15 protein-coding genes and 1 pseudogene are annotated in these 16,079 nt (G+C 61.0%); 11 read left to right on the top strand and 5 right to left on the bottom strand.

What is annotated here, in order from left to right; genetic code table 11:
* Nucleotides 1-79 precede the first annotated feature (79 nt).
* Complete coding sequence (locus tag PH551_RS24225) at nucleotides 80-580, top strand: cytochrome b (protein WP_285195343.1); 501 nt, start codon at nucleotides 80-82, stop codon at nucleotides 578-580.
* Nucleotides 581-592: 12 nt separating this feature from the next.
* Here the strand turns inward: PH551_RS24225 and PH551_RS24220 are convergent, their stop codons facing one another.
* Nucleotides 593-1,669, bottom strand: a complete 1,077-nt coding sequence (locus PH551_RS24220) for a TraB/GumN family protein (RefSeq protein WP_085780222.1) — start codon at nucleotides 1,667-1,669, stop codon at nucleotides 593-595.
* Nucleotides 1,670-1,836: 167 nt separating this feature from the next.
* Nucleotides 1,837-2,772 carry a tyrosine recombinase XerC gene (locus PH551_RS24215; RefSeq protein WP_285195342.1) on the bottom strand — a complete coding sequence of 312 codons (936 nt, stop codon included), beginning with the start codon at nucleotides 2,770-2,772 and terminating at the stop codon, nucleotides 1,837-1,839.
* A 139-nt stretch (nucleotides 2,773-2,911) separates the two neighbouring features.
* On the opposite strand from PH551_RS24215, the gene PH551_RS24210 reads away from it, so the two are divergent.
* Both PH551_RS24210 and PH551_RS24205 read left to right on the top strand, forming a co-directional pair.
* Nucleotides 2,912-3,862, top strand: coding sequence for a GNAT family N-acetyltransferase (locus PH551_RS24210; protein ID WP_285195341.1), 951 nt, complete (start codon nucleotides 2,912-2,914; stop codon nucleotides 3,860-3,862).
* A 4-nt stretch (nucleotides 3,863-3,866) separates the two neighbouring features.
* Nucleotides 3,867-4,301, top strand: a complete 435-nt coding sequence (locus PH551_RS24205; RefSeq protein ID WP_285195340.1) for a GNAT family N-acetyltransferase — start codon at nucleotides 3,867-3,869, stop codon at nucleotides 4,299-4,301.
* Between the two features lie 17 nt (nucleotides 4,302-4,318).
* Here the strand turns inward: PH551_RS24205 and PH551_RS24200 are convergent, their stop codons facing one another.
* On the bottom strand, nucleotides 4,319-5,251 hold the full coding sequence (locus tag PH551_RS24200) for a dihydrodipicolinate synthase family protein (protein ID WP_285195339.1): 933 nt from the start codon (nucleotides 5,249-5,251) through the stop codon (nucleotides 4,319-4,321).
* Nucleotides 5,252-5,437: 186 nt separating this feature from the next.
* Between PH551_RS24200 and PH551_RS24195 the strand changes: the two genes are divergently transcribed.
* The 8 genes from PH551_RS24195 to PH551_RS24160 all read left to right on the top strand — a co-directional run bounded on the left by PH551_RS24195 (nucleotide 5,438) and on the right by PH551_RS24160 (nucleotide 13,472).
* A complete protein-coding gene (locus tag PH551_RS24195; RefSeq protein ID WP_285195338.1) occupies nucleotides 5,438-7,654 on the top strand; it encodes a primosomal protein N' in 2,217 nt (738 codons plus the stop codon).
* Nucleotides 7,655-7,724: 70 nt separating this feature from the next.
* Nucleotides 7,725-8,114, top strand: a complete 390-nt coding sequence (locus PH551_RS24190; RefSeq protein WP_085779691.1) for an AGROH133_08824 family phage infection protein — start codon at nucleotides 7,725-7,727, stop codon at nucleotides 8,112-8,114.
* 255 nt (nucleotides 8,115-8,369) lie between these two features.
* The gene (locus PH551_RS24185; RefSeq protein ID WP_285195388.1) at nucleotides 8,370-8,936 is read left to right on the top strand and encodes a F0F1 ATP synthase subunit delta; all 567 of its coding nucleotides are present in this window, start codon (nucleotides 8,370-8,372) and stop codon (nucleotides 8,934-8,936) included.
* On the top strand, nucleotides 8,936-10,465 hold the full coding sequence (atpA, locus tag PH551_RS24180) for a F0F1 ATP synthase subunit alpha (protein ID WP_008527976.1): 1,530 nt from the start codon (nucleotides 8,936-8,938) through the stop codon (nucleotides 10,463-10,465). The genes PH551_RS24185 and atpA overlap by 1 nt, the downstream gene beginning before the upstream one ends.
* A gap of 26 nt (nucleotides 10,466-10,491) precedes the next feature.
* Complete coding sequence (locus PH551_RS24175) at nucleotides 10,492-11,376, top strand: F0F1 ATP synthase subunit gamma (protein ID WP_097598151.1); 885 nt, start codon at nucleotides 10,492-10,494, stop codon at nucleotides 11,374-11,376.
* A 22-nt stretch (nucleotides 11,377-11,398) separates the two neighbouring features.
* Complete coding sequence (gene atpD / locus PH551_RS24170; RefSeq protein ID WP_183705101.1) at nucleotides 11,399-12,826, top strand: F0F1 ATP synthase subunit beta; 1,428 nt, start codon at nucleotides 11,399-11,401, stop codon at nucleotides 12,824-12,826.
* Nucleotides 12,826-13,065 (top strand): hypothetical protein, encoded by a 240-nt coding sequence (locus tag PH551_RS24165; RefSeq protein ID WP_097598149.1) that lies wholly within the window; start codon nucleotides 12,826-12,828, stop codon nucleotides 13,063-13,065. The genes atpD and PH551_RS24165 overlap by 1 nt, the downstream gene beginning before the upstream one ends.
* On the top strand, nucleotides 13,065-13,472 hold the full coding sequence (locus PH551_RS24160; RefSeq protein WP_085779686.1) for a F0F1 ATP synthase subunit epsilon: 408 nt from the start codon (nucleotides 13,065-13,067) through the stop codon (nucleotides 13,470-13,472). The genes PH551_RS24165 and PH551_RS24160 overlap by 1 nt, the downstream gene beginning before the upstream one ends.
* A 402-nt stretch (nucleotides 13,473-13,874) precedes the next feature.
* Here PH551_RS24160 and PH551_RS24155 read toward each other — a convergent pair whose 3' ends face one another.
* Entirely contained in the window at nucleotides 13,875-14,612 is a 738-nt protein-coding gene (locus PH551_RS24155; protein ID WP_085779685.1) for a sugar transferase, read from the bottom strand.
* A 167-nt stretch (nucleotides 14,613-14,779) separates the two neighbouring features.
* Nucleotides 14,780-15,999, bottom strand: a pseudogene (locus PH551_RS24150) (acyltransferase family protein).
* Nucleotides 16,000-16,079: the final 80 nt, after the last annotated feature.

Here is a 16,079-nt window from a genome sequence, read left to right as displayed (position 1 = left end):
CGCAGCCGCTTGCCGAGAGGCAAGCGGCTGTTTTAGTTGTCTCATATCGCAAAGTTCGAGCATCGGGGGAGATCAGGAATTGCAGCAGCCGTCCATCCTGAGTTACAGTCTCAGCCAACGTTTCCTCCACTGGGCCGTGGCGCTGCTGATCTTCTTCAATCTGCTGTTTCCCGACGGGATGAATATTTGGCACCGCCTCGTTCGCAGGGGCGAGGTTCCGACGCCCGAGCAGATTGCCTCGGCGAATATTCACGCCTACGTCGGCATCGCCATTCTGCTGCTTGCCGTCCTCAGGCTCTGTCTGCGTTTTATGCAGGGTGTGCCGCCTGAGGTTTCGCAGGAGCCGGCGATCTTTCGTCTAGGGGCAAAGCTCGCCTATGCGGCGCTTTATATCCTGCTCTTCGCGCTGCCGCTTTCCGGCATCGCCGCTTACTATTTCGGCATCAATCCCGCCAGCTTCGTGCACGCGGATGTCTTGAAGATCGTTCTTTGGGGGCTGATCGCCGCCCACGTCGCCGGCGCGCTCGTCCATCAGTTCTATTGGAAGAGCAATGTGCTGCGCCGCATGACGCTCGGCTGACCGAAAACGAGTTCAGTTCACGGCGGTAACGGTGAAGCCCTGCTTGCGCAGCAACTCGATGACGCCGCCCTCGCCGGGCAGATGCAGGGCGCCGACGGCCATGAAGACGTTGCCACCGTCGAGAATGGGTGCGGCGCGCTCTGCCATGACCTTGTTTCGATCGAGGATGACCCGCTGTTCGAAGGCAGCATAGTCGCTGCTTTCTCCTTCGTTCTCCGGCGTCACTGTCTTCAGGATCGGCATGGTCATGCCGATATCGCCGGAGAGGTAGAGATCGGTCATCGTTTCGACGACATCATTCATTTTGGCTCCGAGTTCCAGCGTCTCGATCAGCGACTTCATATGGAATTCGACCGGCAGATCGGCCATGGCCTGGATCTGCTCGGCAAGGGTTTCCAGCCCCTTGACCTGCTTGCCTTCAGCAACGGCGTCGCTGGCAATTTTCTGGTCGAGAAACTGCACGCCTCTGGCCTTGCGTGCGAGTTCGCAGGCCGGAAGGGCGACGGCGCTGGCGATCATCCATGGCCGCATGCGGGAGACGGCGGTGAGGGGGATGCCGCGCTGCTTGAGGCCGGCTTCCAGGCGCTTGTAATCCTCGGCAGAGAGCAGCTTGTCGATCGTCGTGCCGTCGGTGAACATCGTCAGTTCCGGCCGCGCGAGCAGGGCGGCGGTTGCCTTGCGTTCATCGAGGATCTCGTCGGATTCGATGATGATCGTATTGGCTGCGTCGTGGGCGGCCTGGGCGCGCGGTGGCAGGGCAAGCACACGGGGATCGGTCACATGCATGCTGCCGAGCAGCCATGAGGGGGCAAGTCCAGGCTTTTCGATCTTCCAGAAGATGCCCTTGCCGTTCGGCGTTGCCTCGGCTTCCTTGACCGCCTCGGCATATCGGGCGGGGTCGCTCTGCTGCAAGTCGACCATCAGATTGCGGCCGGTGCACGCAGCGTCTTCGGCCGCCGCCGGCCTTGCGGCCAGGAGGGCGACAAACAGGGCTGCTACAAGCAGCATGTGGAAGGCCGCAATCAGCCAGAGCAGCAGATTGCCGGGTGCTGCGAGGAAAAAAGCCCGGCGGCTGATCGAAGTCGTCATCATGGTATTCCCCACATGCCCAATCGCTTCTGCTCTACGCTCGGCTTACGCATAATCCTTTAAGAGAATGCGTTAACGAAAACTTAGCGCATCGCATCCAGCCGAATTCATGGGCGCTGAGCGTGTCGAATGTGGGGTGCCGTCGTCACAAGCGCTGCAGAAATGCATCAAGCGCGCGGATGCGCTCGATCATACACCTCAAGCAGCCGCGACGCATCGACGCCGGTATAGACCTGTGTTGTCGAAAGGCTGGCGTGGCCGAGCAGTTCCTGGATGGTGCGCAGATCGCCGCCGCCGGCAAGCAGATGGGTGGCGAAGGAGTGGCGGAGCGCATGCGGCGTCGCCGTCTCCGGCAGGCCGAAGGCGCCCCGCAGCTTCTGCATGGTCCGCTGGATGATCGCCGCCTGCAGCTTGCCGCCGCGGGCGCCGCGAAACAGCGGCCCACCGCTGTCGAGATCATACGGGCAGAGTGCGCGATATTTTTCGACCGCGTCAAAAACCACGGCCAGAAGCGGCACCAGCCGTGTCTTGTTGCCTTTGCCGGTGATGCGCAGCGTCGTCGCGCCCTTTTGCAGGTCGGCGGGAACGAGATTCAGTGCCTCGGAGATGCGTAGGCCGCAGCCGTAGAGCAGCGTCATGACAGCCGCATCGCGCGCGGCAATCCAGGGTTCGTCATGCAATTGGGCTTCATCGCTGACGATGGTGATCGCCTGCGTGTCCGACAGCGGTTTGGGCAGCGACTTCGGCTGCTTCGGCGAACGGATCGCGCCGGCGCCGGCGGCATTGACCAGGCCTTTCTTTTCCAGGTGACGCAACAGCGAGCGAAGGCCGGCAAGATTGCGGCCGAGCGAACGGGCGCCGGAGCCTTGTCTGCGCCGAGCGGCAAGGAAGGCGCGGAAATCGGCGGGGCGCAATTCCCTGATATCCGCGAGGGTCGCCGGGCCGGCGAGATGGCCGGTCAGGAAGGTCAGAAACTGGCGGGTGTCGCGCTCATAGGCATCGAGCGTATGCTCGGAAAGACGGCGTTCACGAGCGAGGTTTTCGAGCCACGCAGCGCGTTCCGCCATCAGGCGCGGGTCGGCGATTACAAGCAGTTCATTCACGTTGCTGGCCTTGAATTTGCCTTCAAGTCCGCCAATTTGAAGCAGGAACGGTTATCGAATTGCTAATGCCGGCCAAGCCATTGTCATCCTTCGATCATATTGTACTGCGATAGCTTACAGCCCATAGACAGGATCTTTCATGGCACGGCGCGACTCCATGACGGCTTTCGGACAACTCGCGGAAGCGATCGCTCTCGTTTCACAGGGAAAGCCCGGTCACATCGTCGATACGCTGATTGCCGAACGCGGCCAGAGGATCGTGAAACATCCGCTCTGGCCGGTCATGCGACCATTCCTCTACACGCTTCTGCGCTATAACAAGGCGATCGAATTCGCCAATGCGGTTGCCAAGATGCCGGGGTTCCAGTCGTTCGAGTATTTGAGCGACGTGCTGAAGCTCGACATCGGCGTCGCCAACGGCGAACGCATTCCCGACAGCGGCGGCTTCATCCTCGTCAGCAATCACCCCACTGGCATTGCCGACGGGGTCGCCGTATTCGATCTGCTGAAAACGCGCCGGCCTGATATGATGTTCTTTGCCAATCGCGACGCGATCCGCGTCAACCCGCGTTTTGCCGAGATGGTCATCCCCGTCGAATGGCGGGAGGAGCACAAGAGCAAGCTTAAGGCGCGCGAGACGCTACAATTGACGAACCACGCTGTGCGGGAAGGCAAGGCCACCGTGCTCTTTCCATCGGGCCGCATCGCCTATTGGGCGAACGGCCGGCTCAACGAACGCCCATGGAAAACGTCGGCCGTCGGGCTGGCGCGCAAATACAATCTGCCGATCCTCCCCGTCCACATGACGGCGCGCAATTCCGGCCTGTTCTACTGGCTGGCGAAGTGGTCGACGGAGCTTCGCGACATGACGGTTTTCCACGAACTCTTGAACAAGCGCGGCGACCGTTTCGATTTCGTCATCGGCAATCTCATTCCCGCCGAACATCTCGATGGCGATGTCAACGAGGTGACGAAGGCGCTGGAGAAACATACGGTCCACGACATGGCCCGCGATGGGGACGCGACCTTCGTGCCGGTCGCCGGGCCGGCTGCGGCGATGCCGCGCGAGATGTCGGTTCTGGCCGTCTAGAACCGTGACGATCGATATTCGCATCTTCCGTGATCGTTTGCCGGAGGCGATGGCGGGGCTTGCGCACGACGCCCGGCAGGAAGGCCATCTCCATATCGGCCGGCTTATCGATGAGTGGGCAGCTGGCGACATCCGCTTCGCGCGTGACGGCGAAAGGCTGCTCGGCGCCTTTGCCGGCGAAACACTCGTTGGCGTTGGTGTCATCGAACCCACCCTGCCGGAAGCGCTGCGGATGCGGCGCTTCTACGTCCGCCCTGGGATGCGCAGTCGCGGCGTCGGGCGGATGCTTGCGCTCGCCCTTCTGGATCACGCGCGGCGCTTCTGCCGTTGTGTCACCGTGCATGCGGGAAACGACGGTGCGGCGAAATTTTGGGAGTCGCTTGAGTTTCGTCCCAGTGAGCAGGATGGCTACACCCATGTTCTCGACCTGCGCGGTTGAGGCGAGACCGCACACCATCATGCGCCGATCTCCTTGAGGCGGACGCCCTGGCGGGCCAAAAGCCGCTCGACATCGGCAATGTCGAGCGCTGAAAGTCTAAGCCCCGGCTTGCGCAAGGCGGGGGACTTGATGACGCCGCGCTTGGCAAGCACGTATTTGCGGCAGGCAAGACCGATGCCCTGCTGCTGTTCATAGCGGGCGAGCGGCAGGTAGGCATCGAAGATTTCGTAGGCGCGATCAGCATTGCCGGCGCTATAGGCATCGACGACACCGACCATCATTTCGGGATAGCAGAAGCCGGTCATGGCGCCGTCGGCGCCCCGGCCCATTTCTTCGGGCAGGAAAAGCCCTCCATTGCCGCAGAGAATGGAGATGCGCCGCATGCCGCGCGTGTCGCTGGCTGCGCGGAGTGCGGTGATTTTCGACAGGCCAGGCCAATCCTCGTGTTTGAGCATGACGCAATTCGGCACCTCCCTGACGATGCGCTCGATGACCGCGGATGCGATCGTCACATTGGTCGTGAGCGGATAGTCCTGCAGTACGAAAGGCGTATCACCCAGGGTTTCACCAACCGACTGGTAGAAGGCGAAGGCCTGATCGTCGGTCCTGATGGTCCACGGCGGCGCAACCATGACGCCGGCGGCACCTTCGCCCATGACGGCCTTGGCGAGTTCCCTCATCGGGGCAAGTCCGGGCGCCGACACGCCGACGACCACCGGCAGGCGCCCGTCGAGGCGCTTCAGTACACGCTCGACCACGATCCGCGATTCGTCCGCAGTCAGCTTCGGGGCCTCGCCGAGCTGGCCGAGCACTGTCAGGCCGGTGACGCCGGCGCCTTCGTAGAAATCGACCATGCAGTCGACGCTTTCGAGATCGAGCGCGCCGTCGTCGGCAAAGGGAGTTACGGCGATAACGTAGACGCCTTTGGCATTCTCGGTCAGTCTGGCCATTCATGCTCTCCGATTCAGCTGTCGAACAAATCTACCGGAAATCTAGGCGGCCGATTGCTTGCCCCGCAACCTTTTCGTCAAGACGCGGTCCGTCTTGGCGCGTCTTCGTTATCCACATTCTCCCCCGACGAGGCATCGCGTCTTTGCGGTTCCAATTCCAGCGATTTGCGGGCATGGTCTCGCGCGATGAGCATAGATTCGTCCGATCTCTTTGGCGCGCTTTTCGAAGCACCGCCCGTGAACCGAACGGTTCCGGTGCTGGTGCCGATGCCGGCGCCGAAACCCTATTCCTACTCGGTGCCTGAGGGCATGGCGGTCGAGCCCGGCTCGGTCGTGCAGGTGCCGCTCGGGCCGCGGCAGGTGATCGGTGTCGTCTGGGACGGCGGCGAAGATGGCGTCGATCCGAAGAAGCTTCGGCCGATCAGCCATGTCTTCGATTGCCCGCCGCTTTCCAAGGAAATGCGGGATTTCATCGATTGGGTGGCGAGCTATACGCTCTCCCCGCCCGGTCTCGTCGCGCGCATGGCGCTCAGGGCGCCGAACGCCTTCGAGCCGGAGCCCATGGTGGAGGGGCTGAAATTCGTCGGCGGCGAACCTGAGCGGATGACACCGGCGCGTGCGCGCGTGCTCGCGGCCGCCTCCGACGGTCTGTCCTGGACGCGCAGCGGTCTGGCGCATGCGGCCGGTGTTTCGACGAGCGTGGTCGATGGACTGGTCACGCTCGGCATTTTCGAAACGGTGTTCCTGCCGCCGCCGCCAGTCGTGGCGATGCCGGATCCCGACTTTGCCGCCGCGCGCCTCGAAGGGCCGCAGAAAGAGGCGGCGGCGGAAATCGTCTCCGACGTCCGCAGGGGCGAATTTTCGGTGTCGCTGATCGATGGCATCACGGGTTCCGGCAAGACGGAAGTCTATTTCGAGGCGATCGCCGAGACCCTGAAACGTGGCAAGCAGGTGCTGATCCTGCTGCCGGAGATCGCGCTGACGGCCAGTTTCCTCGAGCGTTTTCAGGGACGCTTCGGAGCAAAGCCGGCCGAATGGCATTCCGATCTCGCCCCGCGCATGCGCGAAAAAGTCTGGCGCCAGGCGGTGACCGGCGAAGTGCGCGTCGTGGCCGGCGCCCGCTCGGCGCTCTTCCTGCCTTTCGAGAATCTCGGCCTCATCATCGTCGACGAGGAGCATGATCCCGCTTACAAGCAGGAAGATCGGGTTTTCTACAATGCCCGTGACATGGCCGTCGTGCGCGGCCGCATCGGCGATTTTCCCGTCATCCTGGTCTCTGCGACACCATCGGTCGAAAGCCAGGTCAACGGACAGAACGGCCGCTACAGCACTGTCCACCTGCCCACCCGATTCGGCGACGCGGCGCTGCCGGACCTGCATCTCATCGATATGCGCAGACACGCGCCGGAGCGGGGTGGCTTCCTCTCGCCGGTGCTGATCCGGGCGATCGGCAAGACGGTGGAGAGGCGGGAGCAGGCGCTGCTTTTTCTCAATCGGCGCGGCTATGCGCCGCTGACGCTCTGCCGGGTCTGCGGTCACCGCTTCCAATGCCCGCAATGTTCGAGCTGGCTAGTCGAGCATCGCTTCCGCAAGCAGCTGCAGTGCCATCAATGTGGTCATGCCGAGCGCACGCCCGAGGCATGCCCGGAATGCGGGACGCTCGACCATCTGGTCGCCTGCGGGCCAGGCGTCGAGCGCATCGCCGAAGAGGTGGAACGACATTTCCCCGAGGCGCGGACGATCGTCCTCTCCTCGGACATGATGGGCGGCGTGAAGCGGCTGCGGCTGGAGCTTGATGCGATCGCGAAGGGTGAGGCCGATATCGTCATCGGCACCCAGCTCGTTGCCAAGGGGCATAATTTTCCGCTGATGACGCTGGTCGGCATCGTCGATGCCGATCTCGGCCTTGCCAATGGCGATCCGCGCGCGGCCGAGCGCACTTTTCAGCTTCTGTCGCAGGTGACGGGCCGCGCCGGCCGCACCGGTCTCAAAAGCCACGGGCTGCTGCAGACCTACCAGCCGCAGCATCCGGTCATGCAGGCCATTGTTTCCGGCGATTCCGATGCCTTTTACGAGCGCGAAATCACCGAGCGCGAACGCGCGGCATTGCCACCCTTCGGCCGGCTCGCCTCGATCATCGTTTCGGCCGAAACGCGCCATGACGCGGAGAACCATGCGCGTGGCATGCGCAACGCTGCACCCCAGGTCTCCGGCATCTCAGTGCTCGGCCCGGCGGAAGCGCCGCTTGCCCTGGTGCGCGGCCGCCACCGCTTCCGCCTCTTGGTCCACGGACGCCGCAACTCCGACATGCAGGGTTTTCTGCGGGCGATGCTGTCGCAATCTCCGAAGGAGCGCGGGTCGGTACAGGTGCAGCTCGACGTCGATCCGCAGAGTTTTCTCTAATGGCGCCATTTCCTCCTTTTCCGGCTCATGTCATAAAACACCGATTCTTCGGGTGATTTGAGGCTGATGCATGGAATTCTATTTTCCGACCGAGCTCGGCGAGCAGCTGGCGTTCTGCGCCGCCGCTTTTACGGCGCTGGCCGGCTTCATCATGATGTTTGCGCCGGGCCATGCTTTCCGTCTTCTCGGCTTGCAGGTGCAGGAGGGGCGGTCGGAAGGATATGGCGAGGGACGCTCGATGGGCGGCTTCTATCTCGGCTTCGGGCTTTCGGCGATCCTGCTTGCGCAGGACTGGATCTACATGGCGCTCGGCGCCTCCTTCAGCATGGCTGCCTTTGCGCGGATCATATCGATCCTGTCCGATAAGGGGAGCAATCTGGTCAACTATTTACTTCTGGTTGTGCAAGTCGTGCTTGCTGCGTTACCGCTGCTTTATGTTTTCGGCTTCATTCAAACGTGAATTTCACCGCTGGCGGGCCGCCTTCGCGGCCTGTCCGGAAGCCTTTGCTCAATTTTGCGAACAGAAATTCATGCGAAAGGCGTATTCGGACGTTACGCGTGTTGCGAGTCCGAACATCCTATGTTAGACGGACCCCGAATTTCGGAAGAAGCAAGAGGCTTCTCTTGTGATTTCTGGGGGAAATCAAAACGAATTCAAGATCATAGGTTCGGCGCCCGCCGAGAGCCGGATTTTGGATTGAAATCAGGGAAATTTGTGCCAGTGGCAGACACGTCCCAGCTTACTTCTGGTGTTGCAGAGCGCTATGCCTCGTCGCTTTTCGAGCTGGCGCTCGAAGAGGGTGCCGTCGCTACCGTAACTGCAGACCTTGACCGTTTCCAGGCGATGCTGGATGAGAGCGATGATTTGAAGCGCTTCATACTGAGCCCGGTTTTCTCTGCCGAGGACCAGCTGAAGGCCATCGTCACCATCAGTGAAAAGGCCGGCATCTCGGGCTTCTTTGCCAACTTCCTGAAGGTCGTGGCGCGCAACCGACGCCTCTTCGCTCTGCCCGGCATGATCAAGGCCTTCCGGCTGATCGCCGCCAATCATCGCGGCGAAATTTCTGCCGAGGTCACCTCGGCCCATGCTCTCTCAGCAGAGCAGGAAAATGAATTGAAGGCGGCGCTGAAGGGCGTCACCGGCAAAGACGTGGCAATTGCTGTCACGGTTGATCCGTCAATTCTTGGTGGTCTGATCGTCAAGGTCGGGTCCCGTCAGATTGATACGTCTCTTCGTACCAAACTCTCTACCCTTAAGCTTGCATTGAAAGAGGTCGGCTGATGGATATCCGCGCCGCGGAAATTTCCGCAATTCTCAAAGACCAGATCAAAAATTTCGGCAAAGAGGCAGAAGTCTCGGAAGTCGGCCAGGTTCTCTCCGTCGGTGACGGTATCGCTCGCGTTTACGGTCTGGACAATGTTCAGGCTGGTGAAATGGTCGAGTTTCCCGGCGGCATCCGCGGCATGGCCCTGAACCTTGAATCCGACAACGTTGGTGTCGTTATTTTCGGCTCCGACCGCGACATCAAGGAAGGCGACACCGTCAAGCGCACCGGCGCCATCGTCGACGTGCCGGTCGGTCCGGAGCTGCTTGGCCGCGTCGTCGACGCTCTCGGCAACCCGATCGACGGCAAGGGCCCGATCAACGCGACCCGCCGTGCGCGCGTTGACGTCAAGGCTCCAGGCATCATTCCGCGCAAGTCGGTTCACGAGCCGATGTCGACCGGCCTCAAGGCCATCGACGCTCTGATCCCCGTCGGCCGCGGCCAGCGCGAGCTCGTCATCGGCGACCGCCAGACCGGCAAGACCGCCATCCTGCTCGACACCTTCCTGAACCAGAAGCCAATCCACGACAACGGCCCCGACAACGACAAGCTCTACTGCGTCTACGTCGCCGTCGGCCAGAAGCGCTCCACGGTTGCCCAGTTCGTCAAGGTTCTCGAAGAGCGCGGCGCCCTGAAGTACTCGATCATCGTCGCTGCGACCGCTTCCGATCCGGCTCCGATGCAGTTCCTCGCTCCGTTCGCAGGTTGCGCAATGGGCGAATACTTCCGCGACAACGCTCAGCACGCGCTGATCGGCTATGACGACCTGTCCAAGCAGGCTGTCGCTTACCGTCAGATGTCGCTGCTGCTGCGCCGTCCGCCGGGCCGCGAAGCCTATCCGGGCGACGTTTTCTACCTGCATTCGCGCCTGCTCGAGCGCGCCGCAAAGATGAACGACGACAAGGGCGCCGGTTCGCTGACCGCTCTGCCTGTCATCGAAACGCAGGGCAACGACGTTTCGGCCTTCATTCCGACCAACGTGATCTCGATCACCGACGGTCAGATCTTCCTTGAAACCGACCTGTTCTACCAGGGTATCCGCCCGGCCGTTAACGTCGGCCTGTCGGTTTCGCGCGTCGGTTCCTCAGCCCAGATCAAGGCGATGAAGCAGGTTGCCGGTTCGATCAAGGGTGAACTCGCCCAGTATCGTGAAATGGCCGCCTTCGCCCAGTTCGGTTCGGACCTCGACGCTGCGACGCAGCGCCTCTTGAACCGCGGTGCACGCCTGACCGAACTCCTGAAGCAGCCGCAGTTCTCGCCGCTGAAGACGGAAGAGCAGGTCGCCGTGATTTTCGCAGGTGTCAATGGCTACCTCGACAAGCTGCCGGTCGCTCAGGTCGGCAAGTTCGAACAGGGCCTGCTGTCCTATCTGCGCTCGGAAGGCTCGGCCATCCTCGATGCGATCCGCACGGAAAAGGCAATCAGCGACGATACTCGGGGCAAGCTCACCGCTGCTCTCGATAGCTTCGCCAAGTCTTTCCAGTAATCGGGCCTAGTTAGGACGGATAACGGATGCCTTCACTTAAGGATCTGAAAAACCGGATCGCCTCCGTCAAGGCGACGCAGAAGATCACCAAGGCGATGAAAATGGTCGCCGCGGCGAAGCTTCGGCGTGCGCAGGAGGCGGCCGAGGCCGCCCGGCCATATTCGCAGCGCATGGGTGCGGTTCTGGCGAACATTGCCAAGGCCGTCACCGAGGCGGATGGCGCGCCGGCGCTGATGACCGGCACCGGCAAGGACCAGGTCCATCTGCTGGTGGTCTGCACGGCCGAACGCGGTCTTTGCGGCGGTTTCAACTCGCAGATTGCCCGCTTTGCGCGCGACCATGTCCGCAGGCTGCTTGCCGAGGGCAAGACGGTGAAGATCTTCACCGTCGGCAAGAAGGGCTACGATATCCTGCGACGCGAATATGCATCGCTGATCATCGAGCGCAAGGAACTGCGCGAAGTCAAGAAGATCGGTTTCGAGAATGCCGACCAGATCGGAAAGCGCGTCATCGAGATGTACGAGGCCGGCGAGTTCGACATCTGCACGCTGTTCTACTCCGAGTTCAAGTCGGTCATCTCACAGGTTCCGACCGCCCAGCAACTCATCCCGGCCAAGGCTCCGGAAGCCGTCGCCCAGGATGCAGAACATGCAGGCGCCGTCTATGAATACGAGCCGGATCCGGCGTCGATCCTCGACGACCTGATCCCGCGCAATATCTCCGTCCAGATCTTCCGTGCTCTCCTTGAGAACGTCGCGGGCGAGATGGGCGCCAAGATGAGCGCGATGGACAATGCGACGCGCAATGCCGGTGAGATGATCAACAAGCTGACGCTGAGCTACAACCGTCAGCGTCAGGCTCAGATCACCAAGGAATTGATTGAAATCATTTCGGGCGCGGAAGCGCTCTGAGTTAGGGAAAGAGGGTAAGAATATGGCTGAGGCAGCTACCCGCTCTGTCGGCAAAGTCACCCAGGTTATCGGCGCCGTCGTCGACGTTGCTTTCGAAGGCGAACTGCCGGCGATTTTGAACGCGCTTGAAACCGACAACAACGGCGTCCGCCTGGTTCTCGAAGTCGCTCAGCATCTGGGCGAAAACGAAGTCCGCACCATCGCGATGGACTCGAGCGAAGGCCTCGTTCGCGGCCAGCAGGTCATCGATACCGGCGCTCCGATCTCGGTTCCTGTCGGCGACGAAACGCTCGGCCGTATCATGAACGTCATCGGCGAGCCGGTCGATGAAGCAGGCCCGCTGACCACCGCTCACAGGCGCGCCATCCACCAGGACGCTCCGGCTTACGTCGAGCAGTCCACGGAAGCGCAGATCCTCGTCACCGGCATCAAGGTCGTCGACCTTCTCGCTCCTTACGCAAAGGGCGGCAAGATCGGCCTGTTCGGCGGCGCCGGTGTCGGCAAGACCGTTCTCATCATGGAGCTGATCAACAACGTCGCCAAGGCGCACGGTGGTTACTCGGTCTTCGCAGGCGTGGGTGAGCGTACCCGCGAAGGCAACGACCTCTACCATGAAATGATCGAATCGGGCGTCAACAAGCATGGTGGTGGCGAAGGCTCCAAGGCTGCGCTCGTTTACGGTCAGATGAACGAACCGCCGGGCGCCCGCGCTCGCGTCGCTCTGACGGGTTTGACGGTTGCAGAACACTTCCGCGACCAGGGCCAGGACGTTCTGTTCTTCGTTGACAACATCTTCCGCTTCACGCAGGCAGGCTCGGAAGTGTCGGCTCTGCTCGGCCGTATTCCTTCGGCCGTGGGTTATCAGCCGACGCTCGCGACCGACATGGGCTCGATGCAGGAACGCATCACCACGACGACGACCGGCTCGATCACCTCGGTTCAGGCCATTTATGTTCCGGCCGACGACTTGACCGACCCGGCACCGGCAACCTCGTTCGCCCACTTGGACGCAACGACCGTTCTGTCGCGCTCGATTGCTGAAAAGGGTATCTACCCGGCCGTCGACCCGCTCGACTCCACCTCGCGCATGCTCGACCCGATGGTCGTCGGCGAAGAGCACTACGAGGTCGCTCGTAAGGTTCAGTCGACGCTGCAGCGCTACAAGGCCCTGCAGGACATCATCGCCATCCTCGGCATGGACGAACTGTCTGAAGAAGACAAGCTGGCCGTCGCTCGCGCCCGCAAGATCGAACGCTTCCTGTCGCAGCCGTTCTTCGTCGCAGAAGTCTTCACCGGTTCGCCGGGCAAGCTGGTTGCTCTGGAAGACACGATCAAGGGCTTCAAGGGCCTCGTCAACGGCGAATACGACAATCTGCCGGAAGCTGCCTTCTACATGGTCGGTTCAATCGACGAAGCCATCGAAAAGGCCAAGAAGCTCGCTGCTGCTTGATGAGCGACGCTAAGGACGAGATATTCTGCTGCGACTCGCTAAAAGGGGTCGTAGCGGAACTCCCAGAGCCAGCCGCACCGACCATCTACCGTGCCGATAACGGCGTGATCATGATGGTCGTGGGACTGGTTCAGACCGAAGAAGGTCTCGGATATCTCGACCAGGCGATACTGCACTGCCCGTTCTGCGGGACCAAATTGCAAGATGCAAAAGCCATAGCCGAGAAGGTAAGTCACTGATGGCTGACAATTTCAACTTTGAGCTCGTTTCGCCGGAGCGTCTGCTGCTGTCGGAGATGGTGACCGAGGTCGTCATTCCCGCGACTGAGGGCGAGATGACCGTGATGGCGCACCATGCGCCGACGATGACGACGGTCAAGCCGGGTGTCGTGAGCGTGCGTTCAGCTTCTGGGAAGAAGCAGGACTATGTCGTGTTCGGCGGCTTTGCCGACATTCTGCCGACCGGCTGCACGTTGCTGGCAGAGTCCGCCGTTCCAGTCGAGGAACTCCATAAGGACGAACTGACCCGTCGCATCGAGGCAGCCCGCAAGGAACTCGAACATGCCGAGTTGCACGAGCACAAGTCGAAGCTCGAGCATTTCATCATGGAACTGACGCATCTTAGCGGCATCGTCCAGCAGGATTGACCAATCGACAGCTTCGATGAAAGGCGGCCCGCGAGGCCGCTTTTTTATTTCTGCGAGCGAGTTCGAAGCGCCTCATCAAAGATTTGAAAAAGAGCGGGCGTTCAAAACCGCTTTTGTCGGGCTCATGACCGAGAGGCCACATTTGCAGCGCCGCGCGTCTTCAGGGCGCGCAAAGGCGCTACGGCCCTTGATACTCGCGTTGCTGACTTGCTTCTCACGCTTTAGCGCTTCGTTTGGCTGATGTCGTTTTTGCAGTGTCGCACTTTTGCGCGTGCGACGCTATGGACCAACCAGGAGGGTTCGAGAGCGGTTCAGGTTTTCACCGAAGCGCAGAATCGCCCTAAGATTTTATTTTACGCAATTCCGAACGGAAAAACGTCCCATACTTTTCCTGGAATTGCTCTAGAAGCCGGTGCCGCCGCGCAGCTCGATGACCAGCGTCTTGAACAAGATTTTCAGGTCGAGCAGCAGACTGAAATGCCTGACATAATAGATATCGCAGGCGATCCGGGCCCGGGCTTGCAGCGGCCGTGCGGTCGGCCCGCGCCAACCGCGTGTCTGCGCGAGGCCGGTGATGCCGGGGCGCATGACGTGGCGGTGGTGGTAGTTCGGGACCAATTCTTCGTAGAGCCGGCCGGCTGCGCGCATGTTGATGGCATGGCAGCGCGGACCGACCAGGGACATGTCGCCCCTGAGGACGTTCAGAAGCTGCGGCAGCTCGTCAATGTTGGTCCTGCGGAGCATAGCGCCGAAGCCTGTCACCCGGCTGTCGCCCTTGACGGTCTGCTGAATGCCGCTGGGATCGCAAGCTTCGATGTGCATCGAGCGGAACTTGAAGACGGTGATCTTCCGCCCGTTCAGGCCCCAACGGATCTGGCGGAAGAATACGGGGCCTCCATCGTCGAGTTTGATGAAAAGAGCGATTGCCAGGAAAAGCGGCGCCAGTACGAGCAGAGCGCTGGCCGAGATGACGATATCAATCAGCCGCTTTACGGCCAATCGCAGAGCCGCCCTCCCTTCGACACCGGAAAAGCTGTCCGGCTGGCGAATGTTGGAGTTCGCTACAACCAGGGTGCGGATTTTGTTCTGACGCTGAGACGAATCGAAGCGTGAACTTATCTTCGAAGTAAAAGCATACATTACTCAATGCCCAGAAGTTTAGATGCGATACTGAACAGCGGGGAGACGGATACATGCTTACGTATGGTTTGTCATCGTTATAAATAAGAAATCGGTAAGCATAAAGACGCCAAAAATGGGAGTATTTCGCGTTAACCTTAATGCCTCTAGTTGAGCGGCGTTCGAAATTATACTTCTAAAGGAGTAGCCCGATGAGGCGGCGCGATGTCAGACGATTGCCAAAATCGATTACCGGTCGTTCCAACAGATAATAACTGAGGCTTGCCACCAGAAAAACGAGCGCCGCTGTCAGTGTGCAGGATTGCATCCAACCGGTGACCACATTCTCGGAGGAGGCGCCGAACGAGCCGGGGTCCAGTCTCTGGATCAATGTCAGGATGATCTCCTGCCAGATGTAAATGCCGAAGGAGATCTTGGCGATGTAGCGGACGGGAGCGTTATCAAGCAGCCTGCCCAGACGCTGCGAATGGCTGAGTGAAACGAGCGCTGTTGCAACGGCCAGTGGGAAGACCGGAAATCCATAGGGGATGTGAAGCCAACCGTAACCTTCGGCCGAGCCGCCTGGGGATATGAGGAGGCGGTAAGCGGCAACCGCGACGGCGAGGAGTGCCGCGGCGTCGAACCAGGGAGATCGTCTTGCGGGCAACATCACTTCGATGCCGGCGGCAAGCGCGCCGAGTGCGAAGACAGCAAAGAAGCCGATCGGATTATAGTTGGGCATCCATTCCTTCGCTCCACCCTGAAGGCCATATGCCCAGCCGCGCCCGATATCGTCGAGCGCAAAGAGCCTCAGGATCATCAGATGGGCAAGAAGGACCACGGCAATGACGCAGAGCCAGGCGGCGCGGGCGAAGAACGGACGTTGACGCAGCAGCGGCAAGCGAAACAGCACGAAAAAGCCGACCGGGAGGAGCACATAGCTGGTGACCTCGAAGGGAATGGACCAGAGCGGCCCATCGGCTTCGACGGGAAAAAACGTGCGCCAATGCCACTGGCTCATGAACAACAGTCCCGAAATATAGCGGACGACGAGTTCCGGCGTCAGCGGCAGGGCAAGCAGCGTCAGGCTAAGGACGAAGCTGACGCTGGTGGCGACCCAGAAGCCCGGAGCGATGCGCGCCAACCTGCGGATGGCGTAGTGCCCAAGGGTGGGCATGGCGCCGCCGGCGTCGAGAGCGTGCCAGAAGGGGCGGGCAAGCAGAAAGCCGCTGAGCACAAAGAAGATGGCGACGCCGAAATTGCCGAAGCGGAGGACGTTTGCCGTTGCCGCAAATTCATCCGGAATTCTGCGCATATCCAGCCGAAGCGCGAGATGGTGCGCGAGCACCAACAAGCAGGCCATTGCGCGCAGAAAGTCGGCTCCGGCCAGTCTGTCCTGTGCTCGCATGTCGTTCCCCGCCCTGCCCGATTCGGCTCAAACCGCCCGGGCGCAAAGCATTGCCTGGGAAGACCGCCTCGGCAAGGCCC

Origin of the sequence: Rhizobium atlanticum, from assembly GCF_030182485.1 — a bacterium.
Classification (GTDB): domain Bacteria; phylum Pseudomonadota; class Alphaproteobacteria; order Rhizobiales; family Rhizobiaceae; genus Rhizobium.
The sequence above is the reverse complement of the archived record's forward strand: the minus strand, read 5'-3'. Positions and strand labels throughout refer to the sequence as shown.

Excerpts from the sequence above, each read along its gene's own strand:
- PH551_RS24200 (WP_285195339.1), bottom strand. The coding sequence starts at position 5,251 with ATGGCCAGACTGACCGAGAATGCCAAAGGCGTCTACGTTATCGCCGTA.
- PH551_RS24190 (WP_085779691.1), top strand. The coding sequence starts at position 7,725 with ATGGAATTCTATTTTCCGACCGAGCTCGGCGAGCAGCTGGCGTTCTGC.
- atpA (WP_008527976.1), top strand. The coding sequence starts at position 8,936 with ATGGATATCCGCGCCGCGGAAATTTCCGCAATTCTCAAAGACCAGATC.
- PH551_RS24175 (WP_097598151.1), top strand. The coding sequence starts at position 10,492 with ATGCCTTCACTTAAGGATCTGAAAAACCGGATCGCCTCCGTCAAGGCG.
- PH551_RS24165 (WP_097598149.1), top strand. The coding sequence starts at position 12,826 with ATGAGCGACGCTAAGGACGAGATATTCTGCTGCGACTCGCTAAAAGGG.
- PH551_RS24155 (WP_085779685.1), bottom strand. The coding sequence starts at position 14,612 with ATGTATGCTTTTACTTCGAAGATAAGTTCACGCTTCGATTCGTCTCAG.
- PH551_RS24160 (WP_085779686.1), top strand. The coding sequence starts at position 13,065 with ATGGCTGACAATTTCAACTTTGAGCTCGTTTCGCCGGAGCGTCTGCTG.
- PH551_RS24210 (WP_285195341.1), top strand. The coding sequence starts at position 2,912 with ATGGCACGGCGCGACTCCATGACGGCTTTCGGACAACTCGCGGAAGCG.
- PH551_RS24195 (WP_285195338.1), top strand. The coding sequence starts at position 5,438 with ATGAGCATAGATTCGTCCGATCTCTTTGGCGCGCTTTTCGAAGCACCG.
- PH551_RS24220 (WP_085780222.1), bottom strand. The coding sequence starts at position 1,669 with ATGACGACTTCGATCAGCCGCCGGGCTTTTTTCCTCGCAGCACCCGGC.
- atpD (WP_183705101.1), top strand. The coding sequence starts at position 11,399 with ATGGCTGAGGCAGCTACCCGCTCTGTCGGCAAAGTCACCCAGGTTATC.